General features: G+C 57.9%; 19 protein-coding genes and 1 pseudogene. 6 read left to right on the forward strand and 14 right to left on the reverse strand.

Annotation, left to right across the window (positions count from 1 at the left end; genetic code table 11):
- Positions 1-3 precede the first annotated feature (3 nt).
- The gene (locus ACJJU9_RS19850; protein WP_048368162.1) at positions 4-546 is read right to left on the reverse strand and encodes a YaeQ family protein; all 543 of its coding nucleotides are present in this window, start codon (positions 544-546) and stop codon (positions 4-6) included.
- A 209-nt stretch (positions 547-755) separates the two neighbouring features.
- On the opposite strand from ACJJU9_RS19850, the gene ACJJU9_RS19855 reads away from it, so the two are divergent.
- Together ACJJU9_RS19855 and ACJJU9_RS19860 are read left to right on the forward strand one after the other, a co-directional pair.
- Positions 756-1,955: a CaiB/BaiF CoA transferase family protein gene (locus tag ACJJU9_RS19855; protein WP_407729360.1), complete on the forward strand. Its 1,200-nt coding sequence runs from the start codon at positions 756-758 to the stop codon at positions 1,953-1,955.
- Positions 1,956-1,995: 40 nt separating this feature from the next.
- The gene (locus ACJJU9_RS19860) at positions 1,996-2,880 is read left to right on the forward strand and encodes a TIGR02285 family protein (protein ID WP_153373660.1); all 885 of its coding nucleotides are present in this window, start codon (positions 1,996-1,998) and stop codon (positions 2,878-2,880) included.
- Between the two features lie 176 nt (positions 2,881-3,056).
- On the opposite strand, the gene ACJJU9_RS19865 is transcribed toward ACJJU9_RS19860, so the two are convergent.
- The 6 genes from ACJJU9_RS19865 to xerD form a co-directional block, all read right to left on the reverse strand.
- On the reverse strand, positions 3,057-3,452 hold the full coding sequence (locus ACJJU9_RS19865; protein ID WP_048368166.1) for a response regulator: 396 nt from the start codon (positions 3,450-3,452) through the stop codon (positions 3,057-3,059).
- Between the two features lie 245 nt (positions 3,453-3,697).
- Complete coding sequence (locus ACJJU9_RS19870; protein WP_407729361.1) at positions 3,698-5,794, reverse strand: transporter substrate-binding domain-containing protein; 2,097 nt, start codon at positions 5,792-5,794, stop codon at positions 3,698-3,700.
- A gap of 119 nt (positions 5,795-5,913) precedes the next feature.
- The gene (gene thrC / locus ACJJU9_RS19875) at positions 5,914-7,323 is read right to left on the reverse strand and encodes a threonine synthase (RefSeq protein ID WP_048391016.1); all 1,410 of its coding nucleotides are present in this window, start codon (positions 7,321-7,323) and stop codon (positions 5,914-5,916) included.
- 108 nt (positions 7,324-7,431) lie between these two features.
- The gene (locus tag ACJJU9_RS19880; protein ID WP_048390998.1) at positions 7,432-8,736 is read right to left on the reverse strand and encodes a homoserine dehydrogenase; all 1,305 of its coding nucleotides are present in this window, start codon (positions 8,734-8,736) and stop codon (positions 7,432-7,434) included.
- A gap of 136 nt (positions 8,737-8,872) precedes the next feature.
- The gene (locus tag ACJJU9_RS19885; protein WP_048368169.1) at positions 8,873-9,604 is read right to left on the reverse strand and encodes a thioredoxin fold domain-containing protein; all 732 of its coding nucleotides are present in this window, start codon (positions 9,602-9,604) and stop codon (positions 8,873-8,875) included.
- A gap of 132 nt (positions 9,605-9,736) precedes the next feature.
- A complete protein-coding gene (gene xerD / locus ACJJU9_RS19890; protein ID WP_048368170.1) occupies positions 9,737-10,633 on the reverse strand; it encodes a site-specific tyrosine recombinase XerD in 897 nt (298 codons plus the stop codon).
- A 119-nt stretch (positions 10,634-10,752) separates the two neighbouring features.
- On the opposite strand from xerD, the gene ACJJU9_RS19895 reads away from it, so the two are divergent.
- Positions 10,753-12,552, forward strand: coding sequence for a cation:proton antiporter (locus ACJJU9_RS19895; RefSeq protein WP_407729362.1), 1,800 nt, complete (start codon positions 10,753-10,755; stop codon positions 12,550-12,552).
- A gap of 307 nt (positions 12,553-12,859) precedes the next feature.
- On the opposite strand, the gene ACJJU9_RS19900 is transcribed toward ACJJU9_RS19895, so the two are convergent.
- The 6 genes from ACJJU9_RS19900 to ffh form a co-directional block, all read right to left on the reverse strand.
- Positions 12,860-13,267 (reverse strand): acyl-CoA thioesterase, encoded by a 408-nt coding sequence (locus tag ACJJU9_RS19900; RefSeq protein ID WP_048368173.1) that lies wholly within the window; start codon positions 13,265-13,267, stop codon positions 12,860-12,862.
- Between the two features lie 96 nt (positions 13,268-13,363).
- Complete coding sequence (rplS, locus tag ACJJU9_RS19905; protein ID WP_003175895.1) at positions 13,364-13,714, reverse strand: 50S ribosomal protein L19; 351 nt, start codon at positions 13,712-13,714, stop codon at positions 13,364-13,366.
- Positions 13,715-13,760: 46 nt separating this feature from the next.
- A complete protein-coding gene (trmD, locus tag ACJJU9_RS19910) occupies positions 13,761-14,513 on the reverse strand; it encodes a tRNA (guanosine(37)-N1)-methyltransferase TrmD (protein WP_048368174.1) in 753 nt (250 codons plus the stop codon).
- Between the two features lie 2 nt (positions 14,514-14,515).
- A complete protein-coding gene (gene rimM / locus ACJJU9_RS19915; RefSeq protein WP_407729363.1) occupies positions 14,516-15,055 on the reverse strand; it encodes a ribosome maturation factor RimM in 540 nt (179 codons plus the stop codon).
- A gap of 5 nt (positions 15,056-15,060) precedes the next feature.
- The gene (rpsP, locus tag ACJJU9_RS19920; protein WP_048368177.1) at positions 15,061-15,312 is read right to left on the reverse strand and encodes a 30S ribosomal protein S16; all 252 of its coding nucleotides are present in this window, start codon (positions 15,310-15,312) and stop codon (positions 15,061-15,063) included.
- 249 nt (positions 15,313-15,561) lie between these two features.
- Entirely contained in the window at positions 15,562-16,938 is a 1,377-nt protein-coding gene (ffh, locus tag ACJJU9_RS19925; RefSeq protein ID WP_407729364.1) for a signal recognition particle protein, read from the reverse strand.
- 207 nt (positions 16,939-17,145) lie between these two features.
- Here ffh and ACJJU9_RS19930 point away from each other — a divergent pair, with 207 nt between their 5' ends.
- The 3 genes and pseudogenes from ACJJU9_RS19930 (at position 17,146) to ACJJU9_RS19940 (ending at position 20,418) form a co-directional block, all read left to right on the forward strand.
- Positions 17,146-17,958 (forward strand): inner membrane protein YpjD, encoded by an 813-nt coding sequence (locus ACJJU9_RS19930; protein WP_048368180.1) that lies wholly within the window; start codon positions 17,146-17,148, stop codon positions 17,956-17,958.
- Between the two features lie 185 nt (positions 17,959-18,143).
- A pseudogene (locus ACJJU9_RS19935) lies at positions 18,144-18,848 on the forward strand (transporter associated domain-containing protein); the annotation flags it as partial.
- A gap of 253 nt (positions 18,849-19,101) precedes the next feature.
- Positions 19,102-20,418 carry an MFS transporter gene (locus ACJJU9_RS19940; RefSeq protein ID WP_407729365.1) on the forward strand — a complete coding sequence of 439 codons (1,317 nt, stop codon included), beginning with the start codon at positions 19,102-19,104 and terminating at the stop codon, positions 20,416-20,418.
- A gap of 78 nt (positions 20,419-20,496) precedes the next feature.
- Here the strand turns inward: ACJJU9_RS19940 and purT are convergent, their stop codons facing one another.
- Positions 20,497-21,678, reverse strand: a complete 1,182-nt coding sequence (purT, locus tag ACJJU9_RS19945) for a formate-dependent phosphoribosylglycinamide formyltransferase (RefSeq protein ID WP_048389720.1) — start codon at positions 21,676-21,678, stop codon at positions 20,497-20,499.
- Positions 21,679-21,755: the final 77 nt, after the last annotated feature.

Consider the following 21,755-nt stretch of genomic DNA (forward strand, 5'->3'; position numbering starts at 1 on the left):
GAATTAACCGCGTTCGCCTTGCAGCCACTGCAACTGAACTTCGTGCTGGCCACGGTCGTCGGTCACGAACACGGTGCCTTCACTGATCATCACGTCCCACTTGATAACGCGTGGCATGTCTTTGGCCAGCACTTCCAGAATCTCTTGCGGAACGGCAGCGATGTTGACGTTTTTCAGGTTTTTGATCGCTGGGATGACCTTGCCTTCCCAGACGCGCAAGCTGCCATAGGCCAGCAAACTGGTGCGCTCGGTGCGGCGCGAGCACCAGGTCAGACGGTCGGCATCGGGCTGGCCGACTTCGATCCAGTGCAGAACACGGTCATCCAGGCTTTTTTCCCACAGCGCTGGCTCGTCTACATCTGAAAGGCCTCGGCCAAACGACAGATGCTCGTTGTACCAAAGGGCGTAAGCCAGAAGGCGCACAGCCATGCGCTCTTCGGTTTCCGAAGGGTGGCGGGCGATGGTCTGCTTGACGGTTTCATAGACCCCACGATCGAGATCGGTGAGGTTGAGTTCGAACTTGTAGGTCGTGGACGGCTGGGCCATGAACGGGCTTCTTGATACGGAGAAAGACGGCAAGTCTAACCGATCCGCCCATGCTCTGTGGGCCGTATGCAAAACGCGCGGGCTGTGAGGGGATCTGTGCAGGTTTGAAGAAAACGGGATGCTGCGCCCCCCTTCGCAGCCTGCGGCAGCGACTACGGCTCTATTTGTGTTAAAACGCTGTTCTCGCTCGCTCTGCATAAGGACTCCGCATGTCGCTCGCCACCAAACCCCTTTCGGGCCTCAAGGTTATCGAACTGGGCACCCTGATCGCCGGTCCTTTTGCCTCGCGAATTTGTGCCGAATTTGGCGCCGATGTGATCAAGGTGGAATCACCCGATGGCGGCGATCCCCTGCGTAAATGGCGCAAGCTGTATGAAGGTACGTCGCTGTGGTGGTTCGTCCAGGCGCGCAACAAAAAATCCCTGACGCTGAACCTCAAGCACCCCGATGGCCTGAACATCCTCAAGGAGCTGTTGGCCGAGGCCGACATCCTGATCGAGAACTTCCGCCCCGGTGTCCTGGAAAAACTGGGTTTGGGCTGGGACGTGCTGCACGCCTTGAACCCCAAACTGGTGATGGTGCGTTTGTCGGGCTTTGGCCAGACCGGGCCGATGAAAGACCAGCCCGGTTTTGGCGCGGTGGGTGAGTCCATGGGCGGGTTGCGCTACATCACCGGTTTTGAAGATCGCCCGCCCGTGCGCACCGGCATTTCGATTGGCGACTCGATTGCCGCGCTGTGGGGCGTCATTGGCGCCTTGATGGCATTGCGTCATCGCGAAGTGAATGGCGGCCTGGGCCAAGTGGTGGATGTGGCGCTATACGAAGCCATTTTCGCCATGATGGAAAGCATGGTGCCGGAGTTCGATGTGTTCGGCTTTATTCGCGAGCGCACCGGCAATATCATGCCGGGCATCACGCCCTCCTCGATTCATACCAGCCAGGACGGCAAGCACGTACAGATTGGCGCCAATGGCGACGCCATTTTCAAACGCTTCATGCTGATTATTGGCCGCGAAGACCTGGCGAACGATCCGCAACTGGCCAGCAACGATGGCCGGGATGCCCGCCGTGACGAGCTGTACGGCGTGATTGACCGCTGGGTTGCCTCGCTACCGCTGCAAATCGTGCTTGATCACCTGAACACGGCAGAAGTCCCCGCCAGCCGCATTTTCTCGGCCGAAGACATGTTCACCGACCCACAATTTTTAGCCCGCGAAATGTTCTTGCAAGCCAAACTTCCTGACGGCAAAGCGTTCAAAATGCCAGGCATCGTGCCTCGGCTTTCAGACACGCCGGGGTCAGCCGAGTGGGTAGGACCGGAGCTGGGCGCTCATAATCAGGAGGTCTTGGCTGATTTGGGCTACGACGCCAGCGCCATCGTTAAATTGAAACAGGCAGGCGCGATTTAACCGTTTAGCCGTTTTAAGGACCGCCAAGGAGACAGGCCCAATGACCAAGCGCTGGAAATGGCGAGGCATCTGCGCGGGGTTGATAACCTCAGCGATGTTTTTTTGCACGCCCGGTGCGCTGGCGGCCGAAAAACTCATTTGGCTGGTGCGCGACCTGCCACCGATGGCAGTGCACGATGGGCCGAACAAGGATCAAGGCATCATCGATCGCTTGCTGCCGGTGCTGATCGCCAACATGCCGCAGTATGAGCATGTCATCCAGCGGGTCAATCGGGCCCGTTCCCTGCAAATGCTAGAAGGGCAAGAGCTGGCCTGCGATCCAATGCTGGTGTGGAATCAGAGCCGTGCCCAGCACATTGTTTATTCAAGCCCGATCTTCGGTTTACGCAGTAACGGGCTGGCCATTCGCCGTACGGATGAACAACTGATCGCGCCGTTTGTGCATGACCAGGCCGTCGACTTGCCTGCCCTGCTGAGCGCTCAGTCCGTCAAGCTCGGTCTGGTGGCCAAACGCAGTTACGGGGTCTGGATTGACGATCAATTGTCAAAAAGCCCGACGGACCCACTTTTTATCCATTACGGCAACGATGCGATAGGCAGCCTGTTGCAAATGCAACACGCCGGACGCCTGCCGACGCTGCTGGGCTATTGGCCAGAGATTCAGTCAAAAGCCAAACAATATGGCCTCTCATCCAAGGCGCTGGCTTTTTACCCGATCCAGGGTGCCCCGGCCTACCAAACCATCTACGCAGGGTGCACAAAAACTCCGCAAGGGCAAAAAGCAATTGCCGACATCAATACGGTGCTGGGACATCTGCCCCGGGATTCAATTGCGTCTGCGCAGACCTTTTGGATACAGGCCGACCAAGCCGATGATGGCCGTGCCTCTGCCCCGCTCCCGGTGCAAGAACCGACGGTGCCCTGACAAAAAAAGCACAAAAAAAACCCCGAGCAGTGGGGAGACAACTCGGGGTTTAACAAGGTCATGATGACCTGCTCAGCAAGCTACAAGTCTCGGAGCAAAAGACTTGATCTTGCTGATGAAAAATCTGACACAGCTAACACTGCAAAGGTTCCCGATACGCGGGATCAATTTTCACTTCATGCGCCAGCCCGTGCGCCATAAGCATCCAGCAAGCGTCCGAGGCCGTTAACGGTCACGGGTTTGGGCAAATACCCCAACACCTCCAAACCTTCCTCGCGGGCCGTACGTACTGCGCTTTCAACTACGTGTGGCGCGGCGCAACTGAGAATAATCAGCGCCTGGGCTTCGCGCTTGGTCGCCAACTCACGAATCAACTCAATCCCGGACAACCCTTCCAGATGCAAATCACAAATAGCCAGGTCAATGCCCTCGCATTTGGCCAATGAGCAACGGGCAGACTCGACACTCTCGGCAGCCAGCACGTCAAAAATGCGAAAGGCGTTCAACATTTGGTGTAGCACCATCAGTTGAAATGGATTGTCTTCAAGAATCAGAACTTTCATTGAGCGCATAAAGGGCCTTGGAAGAGTTCGCGCACTATTGGCAAGGGGACCGACTTTAGTGCGATTGCCTAAGAATCGACATAAGACAAATCCTAAATCGATGTAGGCCAATTCATAAAAACAAAACTAATTGATGCCGCCTTAAACCCTGATACCTGTCCATCAAGGGCATGAGAGTGTGCTAACCGCGAGTGATTGACCAGCGATGCAACCTGGATCAAAAACACCGCTAGACAAGATCGTATCTGCGCTGGCTAACCGTTCACCCCCATTATTGGCGTCTTGGACAGGTCAAACCAGCCTCCCACCACCCCTTCCAAATGACCTGAGCCCGAGTAAAAAGGCACAACCCAGCAACACACCTCACCACCGGCCGTTTTGAAGGCCTGGCTGCGCTTTTGATAAAAAGGCTTGCGGTTACGAAGCACCGACATCAACTCAGCATGAAACTGCTCTGCGATTTCAACGGATAAAAACGGCACTTCCGTCATGCGCCGCCCGTGAATCAGTTCTAGCCGGGTCGAAAAAAAATCTTCGTAAGTGCGGTTACAGGTGATGACTTGTCCTTCAAGCCCCTTCACAAAAATCGGACAGGGGATCGCATCAAAGAAGCGTTGTCCAAATCCCAGGCGGGCGCTTAAAGCGCTCTCGGCCAAGCGTGCAATGCGCAACTGGTTTACCAGGCGTCGGTTCCACATCACCAGAACGCCCCCCAGGCCAATAGCGCCTGCCAGCCCCCCGTACAACAACGGTAATATCGACACCTGCGGTTCGACCGGCATTTTCTTGAGGTCATGCAACCACTTGTGCCGCAGTGCCTGCATATCAGTCATGGGGATGGCCTCTAAACCCTTGTTCAGTATGTCGAGCAGTTCCGGGAACTGATCCGCAACCGAAAAGTTATCGGAGGCCCAGCGACCATCGACACTTCGGCCTACTTTCAAGTGTCTGGCCGGGTGCAGATACGCCTGTGTTTCATTCTGGATCGTGGCCAGCGCTTCGCCTTGCTCAACCAGATCACGTGCCTGCGCATAGTTCTCGACACTGCGCAGGATGATGTCGGGGTAGTTGCGCCGAATCATTGATTCCAGCGCATGCCGGGCCGGCAGCGCCAAGACTTTGCCCGCGAGTTGATCCAGAGAACTCAGGCGAAAGTCATTGTTACGCACGACGAAGACCCAGGGAGCGCCGCCATAGGAATAGGTGAAATTAAGATAAGCCTGACGCTCGGCATTCTTGGCCAGGGTGGTATTCATCTGCGCCTTGCCGCTTTTGAGCATTTCCAGGGTTTGCGCTGTTGAGGCGCTTTCTTGATGGACAAACTGCAACCCGGTCATATGGGAAATACGCGCCAGAATATCCGCGTTCAAGCCCTCCCAGCGCTGCTCACCGTTTTTAAAGACATACGGCGGGTATTGCTGAGAGGCAACCATGACCACCGGATTTTGCTTGATCCAGGCGTGCTCGCGAGGCAGCAGCTGTATGTGCTGCTGGCCAATAGCGCCCAGATGCCCTGCGTGCCAGCGCGAAAGGATCACATGGCCCATTTCGTCATCCAGGCTGTTCAATGCGCGATCAATCAAGGCCTGCAACTGCGAATCACCGCGGCGCACGGCAAAGGCAAAACCTGACTCAGGCAAAGCGCTCTGCCCCAAAACACGCAAGCTGGAGTAAGACCGCAGCGTCTTGAAGCCCCGGACAATAATTTCATGGGCAACCAGCGCATCAATGTCGCCTTCATTGAGCGCTTCCAGCGCACTGTGCAAGGTGGGGGTGAGGATGATCTCACTGTCGGGGTAGAACGCATCGGCAACGTGTGCATCAACCTCGCCGTCGAGAAAGCCGATTTTTTTGCCTGCCCAGTTCCCGTCGGGCGCTGCTGCTTCTTTGCCCACCATCACTGAGCGATCGGTCATGTATTCATTTGAGAACAGCAGGCCTTCAATACCGCGCTCGTAGCCGGTGGCGCTGGTCAGAATGTCGATTTTGCCCGAGAGCAGCGCTGCCACTGCCTGGTCACGCTTGCTGAACCCCAACACTTCAACCGTGACCCCCAGCTTGTCCCGCACCAGGCTGAGGTAATCGGCACTGATGCCCTGATAACGGTTGCGCTCGTTGGCGATGTCCATGGGGGCGTAATCGCCAATGGATATGCCCACGCGTAGCCGACCGCGCTCCTCCAGCCAGTGCTGTTGCTCGTAATCAAGCACCAGCGGCTTAAGGTCGATAAAGCTTTTCGGCAGCCGGAACGGCAAGCCTTGGGCTGCCTGGGTGCTGGTAGTGACGCTCACCAGCGCGATGCAGAGTACCCGCAACATCCATGATTTCAGCACGTGGGCAAAACGTGACATGACAGCCTCCTTGACCGGCTACTCGCCAGCATACGGAGGCGAAAACCGAGCAAGTTTGCCACGCACCCACAAAAAAGCCCGTCAGATGACGGGCTTAAAAGTACGTAAGAAAAAGACCTTTAAAGGGCTTTCCCACGGTTGCCATGCTGGCTGACAAAGGCCTGTACGGCTTTAAGGTCATTGGCCAAAACGGTGTAACGCTCTTCTCGCTCAAACAAGTCGGAAAGGTGAGCAGGAAGCTCCAGAGCTCTTCCTACACCCGCTTTCTCAACAGCCTCGGGGAACTTGACCGGATGCGCCGTCCCAAGAATAACCATCGGGATATCCAGGCTACGACGGCACTCACGGGCCGCCTTCACGCCAATGGCCGTGTGCGGGTCGAGTACTTCGCCGGTTTCAGCGAACACCTGAGCGATGGTTTCGCAGGTTTGCTCGTCGTTGACCGCCAACGAGTCGAACAGACGGCGAGCTTCAGTCCAGCGATCGTCTTCCACGCTGAAGGTGCCGGTTTGCTTGAACGCGTCCATCAGGCCCGCAACCGCGGCGCCATTGCGACCATGCAGGTCGAACAGCAGGCGTTCGAAGTTCGACGACACCATGATGTCCATGGACGGCGACAGAGTCGCGTGCAGGGTCTCTTTGGCGTACTGGTTGCCGCTCATGAAGCGGTGCAGGATGTCGTTGCGGTTGGTGGCAACGATCAACTGATTGATCGGCAAGCCCATGTTGCGCGCCAGGTAGCCGGCGAAAATATCGCCAAAGTTACCGGTCGGCACCGAGAACGACACTGAACGGTGCGGGCCGCCCAGTTGCAGGGCTGCGTGGAAGTAGTAAACGATCTGGGCCATGATGCGTGCCCAGTTGATCGAGTTCACGGCCACCAGGCGCGTGCCCTTGAGGAAGCCCTGGTCAGCAAAGCTGGCCTTGACCATTTCCTGGCAGTCATCGAAGTTGCCTTCGATGGCGAGGTTGTGGATGTTGTCGCCAAACAGGGTAGTCATTTGACGACGCTGTACTTCCGACACCCGGTTGTTCGGGTGCAGGATGAAAATATCCACGTTCTCGCAGTGCTTGCAGCCTTCGATGGCCGCCGAGCCGGTGTCGCCCGACGTTGCGCCAACAATGACCACGCGCTCGCCACGCTTGGCCAGCACGTAATCCAGCAAACGCCCCAGCAATTGCAGGGCAAAGTCCTTGAACGCCAGCGTAGGGCCGTGGAACAGCTCAAGTACCCATTCGTTGCCATTGAGCTGACGCAGCGGTGCAACCGCGCTGTGAGCAAAGGCGCCGTAGGTTTCTTGCAGAATCTTTTTGAAATCGGCATCAGGAATGCTGCCGGTGACAAACGGGCGCATCACCCGGAATGCCAACTCGTGGTACGGCAGGCCTGCCCAGGAAGCGATTTCTTCCTGAGTGAAACGCGGCAGGTTCTCCGGCACGTACAGGCCGCCATCGCTGGCCAGACCGGCCAACAGAACATCTTCAAAATTCAGGGCCGGTGCCTGGCCACGGGTGCTGATATAGCGCATTTTTTTCAAACCTTCGGCTTGAGCGGCAAGCGGTTTAGCCCCCAGCTGCAAGTAAAAGCAGAGTTGCCTTTAGCTTGCAGCTTGTAGCTTGAAACTTGCCGCTCTCAATTAATTGAGACTTTCTACGCGGATGCGAACGACCGGACCTACAACACCTTGCAACGCTTCAAGCGCAGTGATGGCGTCGTTGATGTGCTGCTCGATAACACGGTGAGTCAGCAAAATCATTGGCACCAGACCGTCATGCTCTTCGGCTTCTTTCTGCATGATCGATTCGATGTTGATACCGCGCTCCGACAAGATGCTGGCCACTTGAGCCAGAACGCCCGGATGGTCTTTAGCCTGGATGCGCAGGTAGTAAGCACTCTCACACGCTTCGATCGGCAGGATCGGGTGAGCAGACAGCGCGTCCGGCTGGAAGGCCAGGTGCGGCACGCGGTTCTCCGGGTCGGAGGTCATGGCGCGCACCACGTCAACCAGGTCAGCCACCACTGAGGAGGCGGTCGGTTCCATGCCGGCGCCAGCGCCGTAGAACAGGGTCGAACCTGCCGCGTCACCATTGACCATCACCGCGTTCATCACGCCATTGACGTTGGCGATCAGGCGATCAGCCGGGATCAGGGTCGGGTGAACCCGCAGCTCGATGCCGCTGGCTGTGCTGCGCGCAACGCCCAGATGCTTGATGCGGTAGCCCAGGGCTTCTGCGTAGTTCACGTCAGCTGTGGTCAGCTTGGTGATGCCTTCGGTGTAGGCTTTATCGAATTGCAGCGGAATGCCGAAGGCAATCGACGCCAGAATCGTCAGTTTGTGCGCCGCATCAATGCCTTCAACGTCGAACGTCGGGTCTGCTTCGGCATAGCCCAACGCTTGCGCTTCGGCCAGCACGTCTTCAAACGTACGGCCCTTTTCGCGCATTTCGGTGAGGATGAAGTTACCGGTACCGTTGATGATGCCCGCCACCCAGTTGATGCGGTTGGCCGACAAGCCTTCACGAATCGCCTTGATCACCGGAATACCACCGGCAACCGCTGCTTCGAACGCGACGATAACGCCCTTTTCCTGAGCCTTGGCGAAAATCTCGTTACCGTGCACAGCAATCAACGCCTTGTTGGCGGTGACCACGTGCTTGCCGTTTTCAATGGCTTTGAGCACCAGTTCACGGGCGATGGTGTAACCACCAATCAGCTCGATAACGATGTCAATTTCAGGGTTGGTGGCAACAGCGAAAACATCGTTGGTAATGGGGGTACCGGTAATGTCGCACTGAGGGTTTGGCGTACGCAGAGCAATTTGCGCAACCTGGATGCCACGCCCGGCACGGCGGGCAATCTCCTCGGCGTTACGCTTTAGTACGTTAAAGGTACCGCCACCGACGGTCCCGAGCCCACAGATACCTACTTTGACCGGATTCACGCTGAACTCCCCATAAAACGGCCGACTCAAGGTCGGCCGTGGAAAACAACCGTGGACTGCCACGGTTCTCTATTAATAGCCGGGCAGCTGAAGTGCCCGGCCATGATCGTTACCGGCTTAGCGTAACGACGCAGGATTATTTAACACTGAGTGCCAGCTTGCCAACCTGCGCAGCAGGCTGATAACCCGGAATTACCTGGCCATCGGCAAGTACGATGGCCGGTGTGCCGTTGACCCCGATGGACTGCCCCAAGGCAAATTGCTTGGCAACCGGGTTGGCGCATTTCGGCGCGTTGACGGTTTTGCCGTCGGTCATCTTGTCCATGGCGCTTTTCTTGTCCGTGGAACACCAGACCGCCTGCAGCTGTTGATCACCCGGCGAGCCCAGGCCCTGGCGCGGGAACGCAACATAGCGCACTTCAATCCCCATTTTGTTCAGTTCGGGGATTTCGGCGTGCAATTTATGGCAATACGGGCAGGTGGTGTCGGTGAAGACGGTGATATGCGACTTGGTTTCACCGACCGCAGGGTAAACGACGGTTTCGGCCACCGGAATACCATTGATCAGTTTGGCAACGCCATCACGCTCGGCCTTTTCGGTGAGGTTGACCGGCTTGCCGTCCTTGAGCTGGAACATGTAGCCCTGCACGATGAACTGGCCATCAGCGCTGGCATACAGCACGCGGCTGCCCTTGAGCTTGACTTCATACAGGCCCGCCATCGGGCTTGCGCTGATGCTCTCGATCGGAACATCCAGTTGCAGCGTATCAAGGCTTTTGCGAATGGCTTGTTCGGCGCCGGTATCGGCGAAAGAAAACGTACTGACCAACGCAATGGCTGCGGCGGCAAAAATCTGGGTCACGCGCATGGGAACTCCTGAAGGCGGACAAACGGCCAAGCCTGATACCACGGTGTAAAAACGGGTTTTGGCGGCTCGCTTTCGAAACCGGCAAAGCCTACCACAGATGGCTTGCCGGGCCGACGATCAACTGACGTCCAGCTAGCCTCGCGGATGGTGCTGAGCGTGCAGATCTTGCAAGCGGGCACGGGCTACGTGGGTGTAAATCTGCGTGGTGGACAGGTCGCTGTGCCCCAACAGCATCTGCACCACGCGCAAATCGGCGCCATGGTTGAGCAAATGGGTGGCAAAGGCGTGCCGCAACGTGTGCGGGGACAGCGATTTTTCGATCCCGGCCACCATGGCCTGATGCTTGATGCGGTGCCAGAAGGTCTGGCGGGTCATTTGCTCACCGCGCAGGCTGGGGAACAGCACATCGCTGGGGCGGCCGTTCAGCAACTCGGCACGGCCGTCGCGCAGGTAGCGCTCAACCCAGACAATCGCCTCCTCCCCCATCGGCACCAGCCGCTCCTTGCTGCCCTTGCCCATCACCCGCAGCACGCCCTGACGCAGGTTCACTTGCTCCAGGGTCAGGCTGACCAGCTCGGTCACCCGCAACCCGCAGGCATACAGGACTTCAAGCATGGCGCGGTCACGCTGGCCGATGGCTTCACTCAGGTCTGGCGCGGCGAGCAAGGCTTCTACGTCTGCTTCTGACAGTGACTTGGGCAAAGGCCGGCCTAACTGCGGCATATCGACCTGCAAGGTCGGGTCAACGGCTATGAGCTTTTCACGCAAGAGATAGCGATAGAAACCCCGTGCACCGGACAAAAAGCGTGCAGTCGAGCGCGGCTTGTACGCTTGGTCGAGGCGCCAGGCCAGATGGTCGAGGATCAACTCACGCCCGGCATCGATCAATTCGATGCCGCGCTCCTGCAACCAGCCATTGAACAGCGCCAGGTCGCTGCGATATGCATCGCGGGTGTTGTCCGACAGGCCTTTTTCCAGCCATAAGGCATCCAGAAAGCGGTCGATAAGCGGGTTGTCGATGGCAGGCATTGGCACTCGTACAGCACGGCCAGTGAGCCGCGCACAAATAAAATGTGAATTGAAAAAGCGGCCGCTAGTCTTTCATAGGCAGCCTGCGCGATAAACCATCAGTTTTTACGGGACTACGTATGACCGAACAACAGATTTTGCTGTCTTTCGGCGGTATCGGCCTTGCCGCACTGGCGTCCCAGTGGCTGGCCTGGCGGCTCAAGCTGCCGGCCATCCTGTTTTTGCTGCTGACCGGTATTTTGGTAGGCCCGGTATTGGGCTGGCTCGACCCGCAGGCGCTATTTGGCCCGCTGCTGATGCCGCTGGTTTCGCTGGCAGTGGCGCTGATTCTGTTTGAGGGCAGCCTGACCTTGCACCTGTCCGAATGGCGTGAGATCGGCAGCGTGGTACACCGTTTGGTGACTATCGGCGCCCTCGCGACCTGGGCTGTGATCACCCTGGCTACCCATTGGCTGCTGGGCTTTGACTGGCTGCTGGCCCTGTTGTTCGGCACCCTGACCCTGGTCACCGGGCCGACCGTGATTGTACCGATGCTGCGGGTGGTACGGCCCAAAGCGTCGATTGCCAACATCCTGCGCTGGGAAGGCATCGTTATTGACCCGATTGGCGCCCTGCTCGCCGTGGTGGTTTACAGCTTTATCATCGCCCGCGCCAGCGACAACGGCCTGAGCCAAAGCTTGCTGACATTTGCCGGGGTTATCATCTGCGGCAGCCTGTTTGGCATTATCGGCGGCTGGATCATGGGCCAGATCGTGCGCAAGCAATGGCTGCCGGAATACCTGCAAAGCCTGGCGACGCTGGCCGGGGTGCTGGGGGTATTTATTGCGGCCAACCAGGTGATGCATGAGTCCGGGCTGCTGGCGGTCACGCTCATGGGCATGTGGATGGCCAACATGAAGGGCGTCGATGTGCGCAACATCTTGCACTTCAAAGAAAACCTCAGTGTGTTTCTGATTTCAGGCCTGTTTATTCTGCTGGCCGCACGCCTGGACTTGCACGCCATGATCGGCCTGGGGCCTGTGGTGCTGGTCTTGCTGTTGATTATTCAGCTGGTTGCCCGCCCTTTGAATGTGCTGCTATCCACGGCGGGCTCAAAACTCAACTGGCGCGAGCGCGCCTTGCTGGCCTGGATCGCGCCGCGGGGGATCGTCGCAGCGGCCGTGTCGGCGATTTTCGCGATCCGGCTCAACGAGGCGGGGCATGAAGGTGCGCTGTTGCTGGTGCCGCTAACCTTTGCAGTGATCATTGGCACTGTGGTGCTGCAAAGTGCAACGGCACGGCCGCTGGCGCGCCTGCTCAAGGTCGCAGAACCGCCCCCCAGCGGTTTTTTGATCGTCGGCGCCAACGGCCCGGCCCGGGCCATCGGCAAAGCCCTGCAACAGCAAGGCAGCCGCGTGGTACTCACCGACTCCAACTGGGAGAACATCCGCGCTGCGCGCATGGACAACTTGCCCACTTACTTTGGTAATCCGGCCTCACAGCATGCCGAGACTCATCTGGATTTGGTGGGGCTTGGGCATTTACTGGCCTTGTCGGCGTCTGGCGAGCTGAACACCTTGGCCGCGGTGCGCTTCGCCCATGAGTTTGGCCCGCGCCGGGTGTTTGCACTGGCCAACGGCCAAGAACACCGCCGTTCTGACAAGCATCGCGCCAGCCATGAATACCGGGGGCTTGCGTTGGGCAATCCGGCGCTGACCTACGGGCAATTGGCCAGCGAACTGAGCCAAGGCGCCGAGATGTACAGCACCACGCTGACCGACAATTTCACCTGGGAGGATTACCAGACGTTGCACGGCAAACGCGCCACCCTGCTGTTCGCCCGTGACAGCACGGGCTGGGTGCATGTGGTGACGCCCGAAAGCGAATTGAAACCGGGCGCAGGGTGGACGTTGCTGGCGTTGATCAGGCAGGACGCCTGAATGGATTACGGCTGCTGCGCAGCCGGACGTCGCCTCGCAAAACTCGACAACTGCTATGGACGGAGTACACCCGTGGACGGCGGTCCTGCGGCCCGCATCGCAGCCTCGTGCCTCGTCAGCGACTACACAATCTGTAGGAGCGAGCTTGCTCGCGATCTTTTGATCTGCAAATGGTTTACGGCTGCTGCGCAGCCGGACGTAGCCTCGCAAGGCTCGTCAACTGCTACGGACGGAGTACATCCGTGGACACAATCTGTAGGAGCGAGCTTGTCTCGCGATCTTTTGATCGTGCCTTGACGTCGCGGACTTAATACCCCGGTAACACCGGCACCGGGCGTTTGGCATCGTCGATGGCAACAAAACTGAACAAGCCCTGGATCGCCAGTTCACGACCATCACTGCTCATGCTCTCGACATACACTTCAACTTCAACCTTGAGGCTGGTGTTGCCCACTTTCACGACACGACCAATCAATTCAACAATCGAACCCGCCGCGATCGGGTGGTTGAAGTCGATACGGTCAGTCGAAACGGTCACTAACGGTAAACGGCAGAAACGAGTCGCGGCGATGAACGACACTTCGTCCATCCAGGCCAGTGCTGTGCCGCCAAACAAGGTGTTGTGGTGATTGGTGGTCGAAGGGAATACCGCTTTGGTAATGCTGGTGACGGATAAATCTGTACGACGTTGGATCTCTTGCTCGCGCGAAGTCATGCTTTTTACTACCTACAACTGGACAAAGGTCTGACAAATTTCAGGCAACAAAAAAGCAGCCCGAAGGCTGCTTTTTTCTGCATCGGGAAGCTGGACTTAAGCCAGTTTTTCCTTGATGCGAGCTGCTTTACCGGACAGGTCACGCAGGTAGTACAGCTTGGCTTTACGAACGTCACCGCGACGCTTCACAGCCATGCTGTCGATTTGCGGGCTGTAGGTCTGGAAAGTACGCTCTACGCCAACACCGTTGGAGATTTTACGAACAGTGAAAGCACTGTTCACGCCACGGTTACGCTTGGCAATCACTACACCTTCGAAAGCTTGCAGACGCGAACGGTCGCCTTCCTTCACTTTCACCTGAACGACAATGGTGTCGCCCGGGGCAAAGGTAGGGATCTCTTTGGTCATCTGCTCTGCTTCGAGTGCAAGGATGATTTTGTTAGTCATGCTGTGCTCCTAAGGTAGATCGTCTGGATCTACCATCGATACGTTGTTAACTATCGTCCCGCTCGCGGATATATTCCTCAAGCAGCTTCTTCTCTTCTCCAGAAAGCGAGCGGCTTTCCAGAAGATCGGCGCGTCGTTCAAAGGTCCGCCCAAGGGACTGCTGTAAACGCCAACGCCGGATGTGTGCATGATTGCCACTTAGCAATACGTCGGGAACACGCTGATCCGCATACACCTCCGGTCGGGTGTAGTGCGGGCAATCCAGCAGACCGTCCGTGAAGGAATCTTCCTCCGCGGAGTCCACATGCCCTAAAGCTCCGGGCAGCAGTCGTGTAACCGCATCAATCAGAACCATCGCCGGCAGCTCGCCACCGGAAAGTACATAGTCACCAATCGACCACTCTTCATCGACATAAGCGTCTATAAAACGCTCGTCAATGCCTTCATAACGACCTGCAATAAGGATTAATGCTTCCTCATTCGCCAGTTCGCGTACCGCCGACTGATTAAGCTGGCGGCCTTGGGGCGACAGGTAAATTACCTTCGCCGCCTCTCCGGCTGCTTCTCTGGCCTGAACCAGCGCATCTTCCAGAGGCTTGATCTTCATCACCATGCCCGGACCACCGCCAAATGGGCGATCGTCCACAGTGTGATGCCGGTCCGTTGTGTAGTCCCGCGGATTCCAACAGGTGAGCTGCAAGAGCCCTTGTTTCACCGCGCGACTGGTGATGCCGTAGTCGCTGATGGCGGAAAACATTTCGGGAAACAAACTGATCACTTCTACGCGCAATTTAGCCACGCTTAGAAGTCCGCATCCCAATCCACCTTCATCTCGCCAGCTGCAAGGTCAACGTTCAACACACACTGCTCTGTATAGGGCAACAAGCGTTCACGATCATCCAGGCTACCTGGGCAAGGTTTGACTTCCATGACATCGTTCGAGCCAGTTTCCATAAGGTCTACAATCTTGCCGAGCAATTGCCCTTCAAGGTTGGTCACTTTCAGTCCCTGCAGCTGGTACCAGTAGTACTCGCCGTCGGTCAGTTCAGGGAACAGGCTGCGTGGCACGCAGATTTCGAATTCGCGAAGAAGACCTGCTTCATCACGGTCATCGAGACCCTTGAGCTTTACAACCAGAAACTTGCCGTTATGAGAACGGCCACTGACCAGCTCTGCCTGTCGTACATCATTACCGCGCCGAAGCGTCAGTTTTTTGTAGTCCAACAGGTTATCAATTGGATCCGTAAAGGAGTAAACCTTCACTTCGCCGCGCACGCCGTGAATCGAGTAAATTTTGCCGATAACGATCAAATCATCAGCAGTTTCAGGCGTCACGCTCATATTGCTCAGGCCGCAGCCTTAGCATTGACCTTCACAAGCTGAGCTACACGCTCAGACATTTGTGCACCAACGCCCAACCAGTAAGCGAGACGGTCTTCTTTAACGGAGAAACGAACTTCCTGACCACGGGCAACCGGGTTGAAGAAGCCAATTTGTTCCTTGTGGGAACCGTCACGTGGGTTACGGCTGTCGGTAACGGTCAAGTGGTAAAACGGGCGCTTTTTGGAGCCGCCAAGGGCAAGACGGATTGTTAGCATGTGAACATCGTTCCTGTAGTCGGTGCTGCAAATCTAAATGCACAGCGGGCATAGGTGCCCGAAAGGCCGCATATTCTAAGGAATATCCGGACTTTTGCAAATGTCTTTTTCAGGCGCCTATGGGCCTGCGATGTAGATTTGCCATAAGGCCGCCACGAATGGCGACAGGTCAGCTCCCGCACAACGCGGGTTTGCCGGGTGTCTCGCAAGGTTGCGAGTTACCCGCACGCACGCGTGCGGGCGGGTAATTTACATTTTTGGCATGCCGCCGCCAGGCAACATCGAGCCCATGCCGCGCATCATTTTGGCCATTCCGCCTTTGGCGGAGAATTTTTTCATCATCTTTTGCATCTGCTTGTGCTGCTTGATCAAGCGGCCGATGTCCTGCACCTGAGTGCCGGAACCCATGGCAATACGACGTTTGCGCGAACCGCTGATCAGGTCAGGGTCACGACGCTCGGCCGGAGTCATGGAGTTGATGATGGCTTCCATTTGCTTGAACTGCTTTTCAGCAGCGCCCTGGGCATTGCCCATTTGCGCCAGATTGACACCGCCCATGTTCGGCAGTTTGTCCATGAGGCCGCCAAGGCCGCCCATGTTCTTCATCTGTTGCAGTTGGTCGCGGAAGTCTTCGAGGTCGAAGCCTTTACCTTTTTTAAGCTTTTTAGCCAGTTTGTCGGCTTTGTCTTTATCGAGCGTCTGTTCAGCTTGCTCGATCAGGCTGAGCACGTCGCCCATGCCCAGAATGCGCGAGGCAATACGGTCCGGGTGGAACGGATCGAGCGCGTCGCTCTTCTCGCCCATACCGATGAACTTGATTGGCTTGCCGGTGATCGAGCGCACGGACAACGCCGCACCGCCACGGGCATCACCGTCGACCTTGGTCAGGATCACACCGGTCAGCGGCAGCGCATCACCAAAAGCCTTGGCGGTGTTGGCTGCGTCCTGACCGGTCATGGCGTCGACCACGAACAGGGTCTCGACCGGCTTGACCGCCGCGTGCAACTCCTGGATCTCGGCCATCATCTCGGCGTCGATGTGCAGACGACCGGCGGTGTCGACGATCACGACATCGATGAATTTAAGCTTGGCTTCATTAATAGCCGCTTGCGCGATGGCCACTGGCTTCTGGCTGATATCGGACGGGAAGAACGTAACGCCCACTTCGCCCGCCAGGGTTTCCAGCTGTTTAATGGCCGCCGGACGGTACACGTCGGCCGACACCACCATCACGGTTTTCTTTTTGCGCTCTTTAAGGAAGCGCGCCAGCTTGCCGGCGGTGGTGGTTTTACCCGCACCCTGCAAACCGGCCATCAGAACCACGGCAGGCGGCGCAACATTGAGGAGCAGGTCCTCGTTGGCAGCGCCCATCAGGCTTTCGAGTTCGGCCTGGACGATTTTTACAAACGCCTGACCCGGCGTCAGGCTGCGCGACACTTCGGTGCCGACCGCGCGCTCTTTGACCGAGTTGACGAAGTCTTTGACCACCGGCAAAGCCACGTCGGCTTCCAGCAACGCCATGCGCACTTCACGCAGGGTGTCTTTAATATTGTCTTCGGTCAGCTTGGCCTTGCCGGTGACATGGCGCAGCGTCTGCGAGAGACGATCGGTTAAATTTTCAAACATGCGCGATCCTTTCAGGCCCAAAGTAGACCGGGGTAATTGCGGCCCAGCCCGTGTAAAACTGATGCTCGGCGAGCCTGCGGCGTGGGCAGGTCGCGGATTATAGCGAAGACTGGCCGCCGCGCACACCTTGGCGTCGCGTATGTAGTCTTTCGTGTACGGCCGGTTGTATGCCAAACTCAGCCCTTTCGGGCTTGCCTAACAGGATTTATGCTCCCCTTGTCACCCAGCTTGCTACCCAGCCTCGCCGCCGCCTGCTTATATGCCGCTGCGACCTTTTATCAAGGCAAATGCCTGCGTCAGGGCGCCAAGGCCAACAAACGCCTGTTGGTAACGCTCGGCATTCTTGCCGTCATCGCCCACGCCGCGAGCCTGTTTACCCATTTGCTGACACCGGCAGGCCTTGAGCTGGACTTTTTCAGCGCCGCGAGCCTGATTGCCGTGGCGGTGATCATCGTGACGCTGGTGGCCTGCGCTCGCATCCCGGTCGAGAACCTGCTGCTACTGCTGTACCCGCTGGGGATATTCACCGTACTGATGTCACAGTTCGCCCCCGCCGGCACCGTTCAGGTGGTCGATGAAGAGCCGGGGATCCTGCTGCACATCCTGCTGTCGATTCTGGCGTACGGCATGTTCACGATTGCCGTGTTCCAGGCCTTGCTGCTGTCCTTGCAGAACTACCAGCTCAAGCACAAGCACCCCAAGGGCCTGATCAAAAACTTCCCGCCGCTGCAAACTATGGAAAGCCTGTTGTTTGGCTTCCTGTGGGCGGGCTGGTCGCTGCTGTCACTGTCGCTGATTTCTGGCTGGGTGTTCCTGGGCAACCTGTTTGCCCAGCATCTGGTGCACAAGACCCTGCTCGCTTGCCTGGCCTGGATTGTCTTTAGCGTGTTGCTGTGGGGGCGTAACCGCCTCGGCTGGCGCGGGCACAAAGCCATCCGCTGGACGCTTGCCGGTTTCTGCCTGTTAATGCTGGCCTACTTTGGCAGCAAACTGGTCCGTGAATACATTCTGCATATCTGACGGCGATGAATATGGATAGCTTGCCCCACGGTCCAGTGCTTGCAGTGTTGGCCCTGCTGTTTCTCGGCTTAGGCTTCTTTATTGGCAAAACGTCGCGCAAGGTTGGCGCCAAGGCGCACCGCGACGCGCCGCAGCAGTCGCCCAGCGAAGTCCCGACCCGTGATGCCGAGCCCTCCAGCAGCCGTCCCGGCCTGCTGTCGGGCATTCAGGCGCTGGACAACATCACCGTCAACGACATCCTGATCCCGCGCAGCGAAGTCGAAGGCCTGAACCTCGATGACCCGATCGAAGACCTGATCGAGCAACTGCGCCTGACCAAACGCACGCGCCTGCCGGTGTTTCACAACGACATCAATCAGGTCGAAGCCATCCTCAATACCCGGCACATCCAGCACATGCTGCCCGATGCCAGCCTGACCAAAGAAGCCTTGCTGGCGGTCTGCCACGAACCCTACTTCGTTCCCGAAAGCACCCCACTGCAACTGCAACTGCTCAATTTTCATAAACAGCAGCGACGCATCGGCGTGGTGGTCGATGAGTACGGCGAAGTGCTCGGCATTGTCACCTTGGAAGATATTCTCGAAGAGATCGTCGGCGAATTCGAAAACGAGCAAGACCTCGACAACCCGCATATTGAGCCGCTCCCCGATGGCCGCTATGTGGTCGATGGCGCCGCCAGCCTGCGCGAACTGAACAAAAGCCTGGGCTGGCACCTGCCCAGCGACGGCCCGAAAACCCTCAACGGGCTGGTTACCGAAGCGCTGGAAACCATCCCCGAAAGCACCGTGTGTCTGAAGATCGGCCACTACCGCCTCGAAATCCTCGCCACCGAAGATAACCGCGTCAGCCGTGTGCTGATCTGGCACGACAGCGTCAAGCTCGCGGCCTGATCACCATGTAAGGCCTTGTTACATTCGATTTGGCCTCCCTATAATCAATGCGCTTATCCAAGCCCCGCCGACACGCGTGCTACCCGCACCCAGCGCTGTCAGCGGGTGGCTGCACGTACAATCAGCGCTTGTTCCCATCCCGAACCGCGTTTACACCCAGCCTCAGGGCTTAACGACCATAACAATTGCTCCGGCACATCCAGCCGCCAAGGCGGATAGCGACCACGAGCTCATAACTGTCAGGGATATGCGCATGACTTCCAGCACCACTTACAGCGAAGCCTCGCCTGATAAACCGGCCAATTCCGCGACCCGCGTCGCGACGGCCAGCTTTATTGGCACGGCCATCGAGTTCTATGACTTTTATGTCTATGCCACCGCGGCAGCATTGGTCATTGGCCCGGTATTTTTCCCGCAAACATCCGGCACCGCACAAATGCTGTCGGCCTTTCTGACCTTTGGTATCGCCTTTCTCGCACGCCCGCTGGGTTCATTCCTGTTTGGCCACTTTGGTGACCGGGTCGGGCGTAAATCCACGCTGGTGGCGTCCCTGCTGCTAATGGGCGTGTGTACCATTTTGATCGGCGTGCTGCCGGGCTACGCCACCATTGGCGCCTGGGCCCCGATCCTGCTGTGCGTGCTGCGCTTCGGCCAAGGCCTGGGGCTAGGCGGTGAATGGGGCGGCGCGGCCTTGCTGGCCACCGAAAACGCGCCGAAAGGCAAGCGCGCCTGGTTCGGCATGTTCCCGCAATTAGGTCCGTCGATTGGCTTTCTGGCTGCCAACGGCCTGTTCCTGATACTGGCCATGTCCCTCAGCGACGAACAGTTCCGCTCGTGGGGCTGGCGCATTCCGTTCCTGTTGAGCGCTGCACTGGTAATGGTCGGCCTGTATGTGCGCCTGAAGCTGGAAGAAACCCCGGTGTTCGCCAAAGCCGTGGCGCAACACGAACGGGTGAAAATGCCGATCGTCGAACTCTTTGCGCAATATTGGGCACCGATGCTGCTGGGCGCCGCCTCGATGGTGGTGTGTTATGCGCTGTTTTACATCTCCACGGTGTTTTCGCTCAGTTATGGCGTGGCAACCTTGGGCTACACCCGCGAAACGTTCCTGGGCCTGCTGTGCTTTGCCGTGCTGTTTATGGCCGCCGCAACACCGCTGTCGGCCTGGGCCAGCGATCGTTACGGGCGCAAGCCGGTGCTGGTGGTCGGTGGCGTGCTGGCGATTCTGTCCGGCTTTTTGATGGAACCGCTGCTCACCCACGGCACCACTTGGGGCGTGGCGCTGTTCTTGTGCATTGAGCTGTTTTTGATGGGCGTGACCTTCGCCCCCATGGGCGCCCTGCTGCCGGAACTGTTCCCGACCCGCGTGCGTTACACCGGCGCATCTGCGGCCTATAACCTCGGCGGGATTGTCGGCGCATCCGCCGCACCGTTCTTCGCCCAGAAGCTGGTGGCGATGGGTGGTTTGAGCTGGGTGGGCGGGTATGTCTCGGGCGCAGCGGTGCTCAGCTTGATCGCTGTGCTGTGCCTGAAGGAAACCAGAGAAGCGGACCTGAACAAGGTCGCATAACGACTGTAGGAGCGAGCTTGCCTCGCGATCTTTTAAAGCTCAAAAGATCGCGAGACGAGCTCGCTCCTACAGGTCGCGTTACAGCTCTACGACAACCGCTTGGGCGGCGCGGGTGGCTTTGGCGCGTGCTGCTTCAATCGACTCGTCACGGGCCAGGGCAACGCCCATGCGGCGCTGGCCATTGACTTCTGGCTTGCCAAACAAGCGCAGCGCGGTGTCCGGCTCGCTCAGGGCGGCACCAAGGTTGGCGAATGCGGTCTGGGTCGACTGGCCTTCTACCAGAATCACGGCCGAAGCCGATGGGCCGAACTGACGGATCAACGGGATAGGCAAGCCCAGAATGGCGCGGGCGTGCAGTGCAAACTGCGACAAGTCTTGCGAGATCAGGGTCACCAGACCGGTGTCATGGGGGCGCGGCGACACTTCGCTGAACCACACCTGATCGCCTTTGATAAACAGCTCTACGCCAAACAGACCACGACCGCCCAACGCTTCAGTCACCGCTTTGGCAACGCGCTCGGATTCAGCCAGAGCGATCGGGCTCATAGCCTGTGGCTGCCAGGATTCTTGATAATCGCCCTTCTCTTGACGATGGCCGACCGGCGCACAGAAGGTTGTGCCGCCTACGTGACGCACGGTGAGCAAGGTGATTTCGTAATCGAAGTCGATGAAGCCTTCGATGATGACCCGACCTTTGCCCGCACGACCGCCTTCTTGCGCGTAGTCCCAAGCCTTTTGCACATCGTCAGCGCTGCGCAGCAGGCTCTGGCCTTTGCCCGACGAACTCATCACCGGCTTGACCACACACGGGAAACCCAAGTCTTCGACCGCTTTGCTGTAGTCCTCGAAGGTGTCAGCGAAGTGGTACGGCGAGGTCGGCAAGTCCAGCTCTTCAGCGGCCAGGCGGCGGATGCCTTCGCGGTTCATGGTTAGCGACGTGGCACGCGCGGTCGGGATCACGGTGAAGCCTTCGGCTTCCAGCTCGACCAGCGTCGCGGTGGCGATGGCTTCGATTTCCGGAACGATGAAGTGCGGCTTTTCCAGCTCGATGACGGCACGCAGCGCGGCGCCGTCCAGCATGTTGATCACGTGGCTGCGGTGCGCAACCTGCATGGCCGGGGCATTGGCATAGCGATCAACGGCGATCACTTCAACGCCCAAGCGCTGCAATTCGATGACGACTTCTTTACCCAGCTCGCCGCAGCCACACAGCAATACGCGGGTCGCGGTCGGCGACAGTGGAGTTCCGATACGGGTCATTTCAGGTCCTCAAGGAAGCAAATCATCGAAGGCGCGTGCAACGCTCGCGCCTGCCGGGAAGAAAGGCCAGCATTTTA

Source organism: Pseudomonas helleri, from assembly GCF_045830615.1.
In the GTDB taxonomy this organism is placed as follows: Bacteria; Pseudomonadota; Gammaproteobacteria; order Pseudomonadales; family Pseudomonadaceae; genus Aquipseudomonas; species Aquipseudomonas helleri.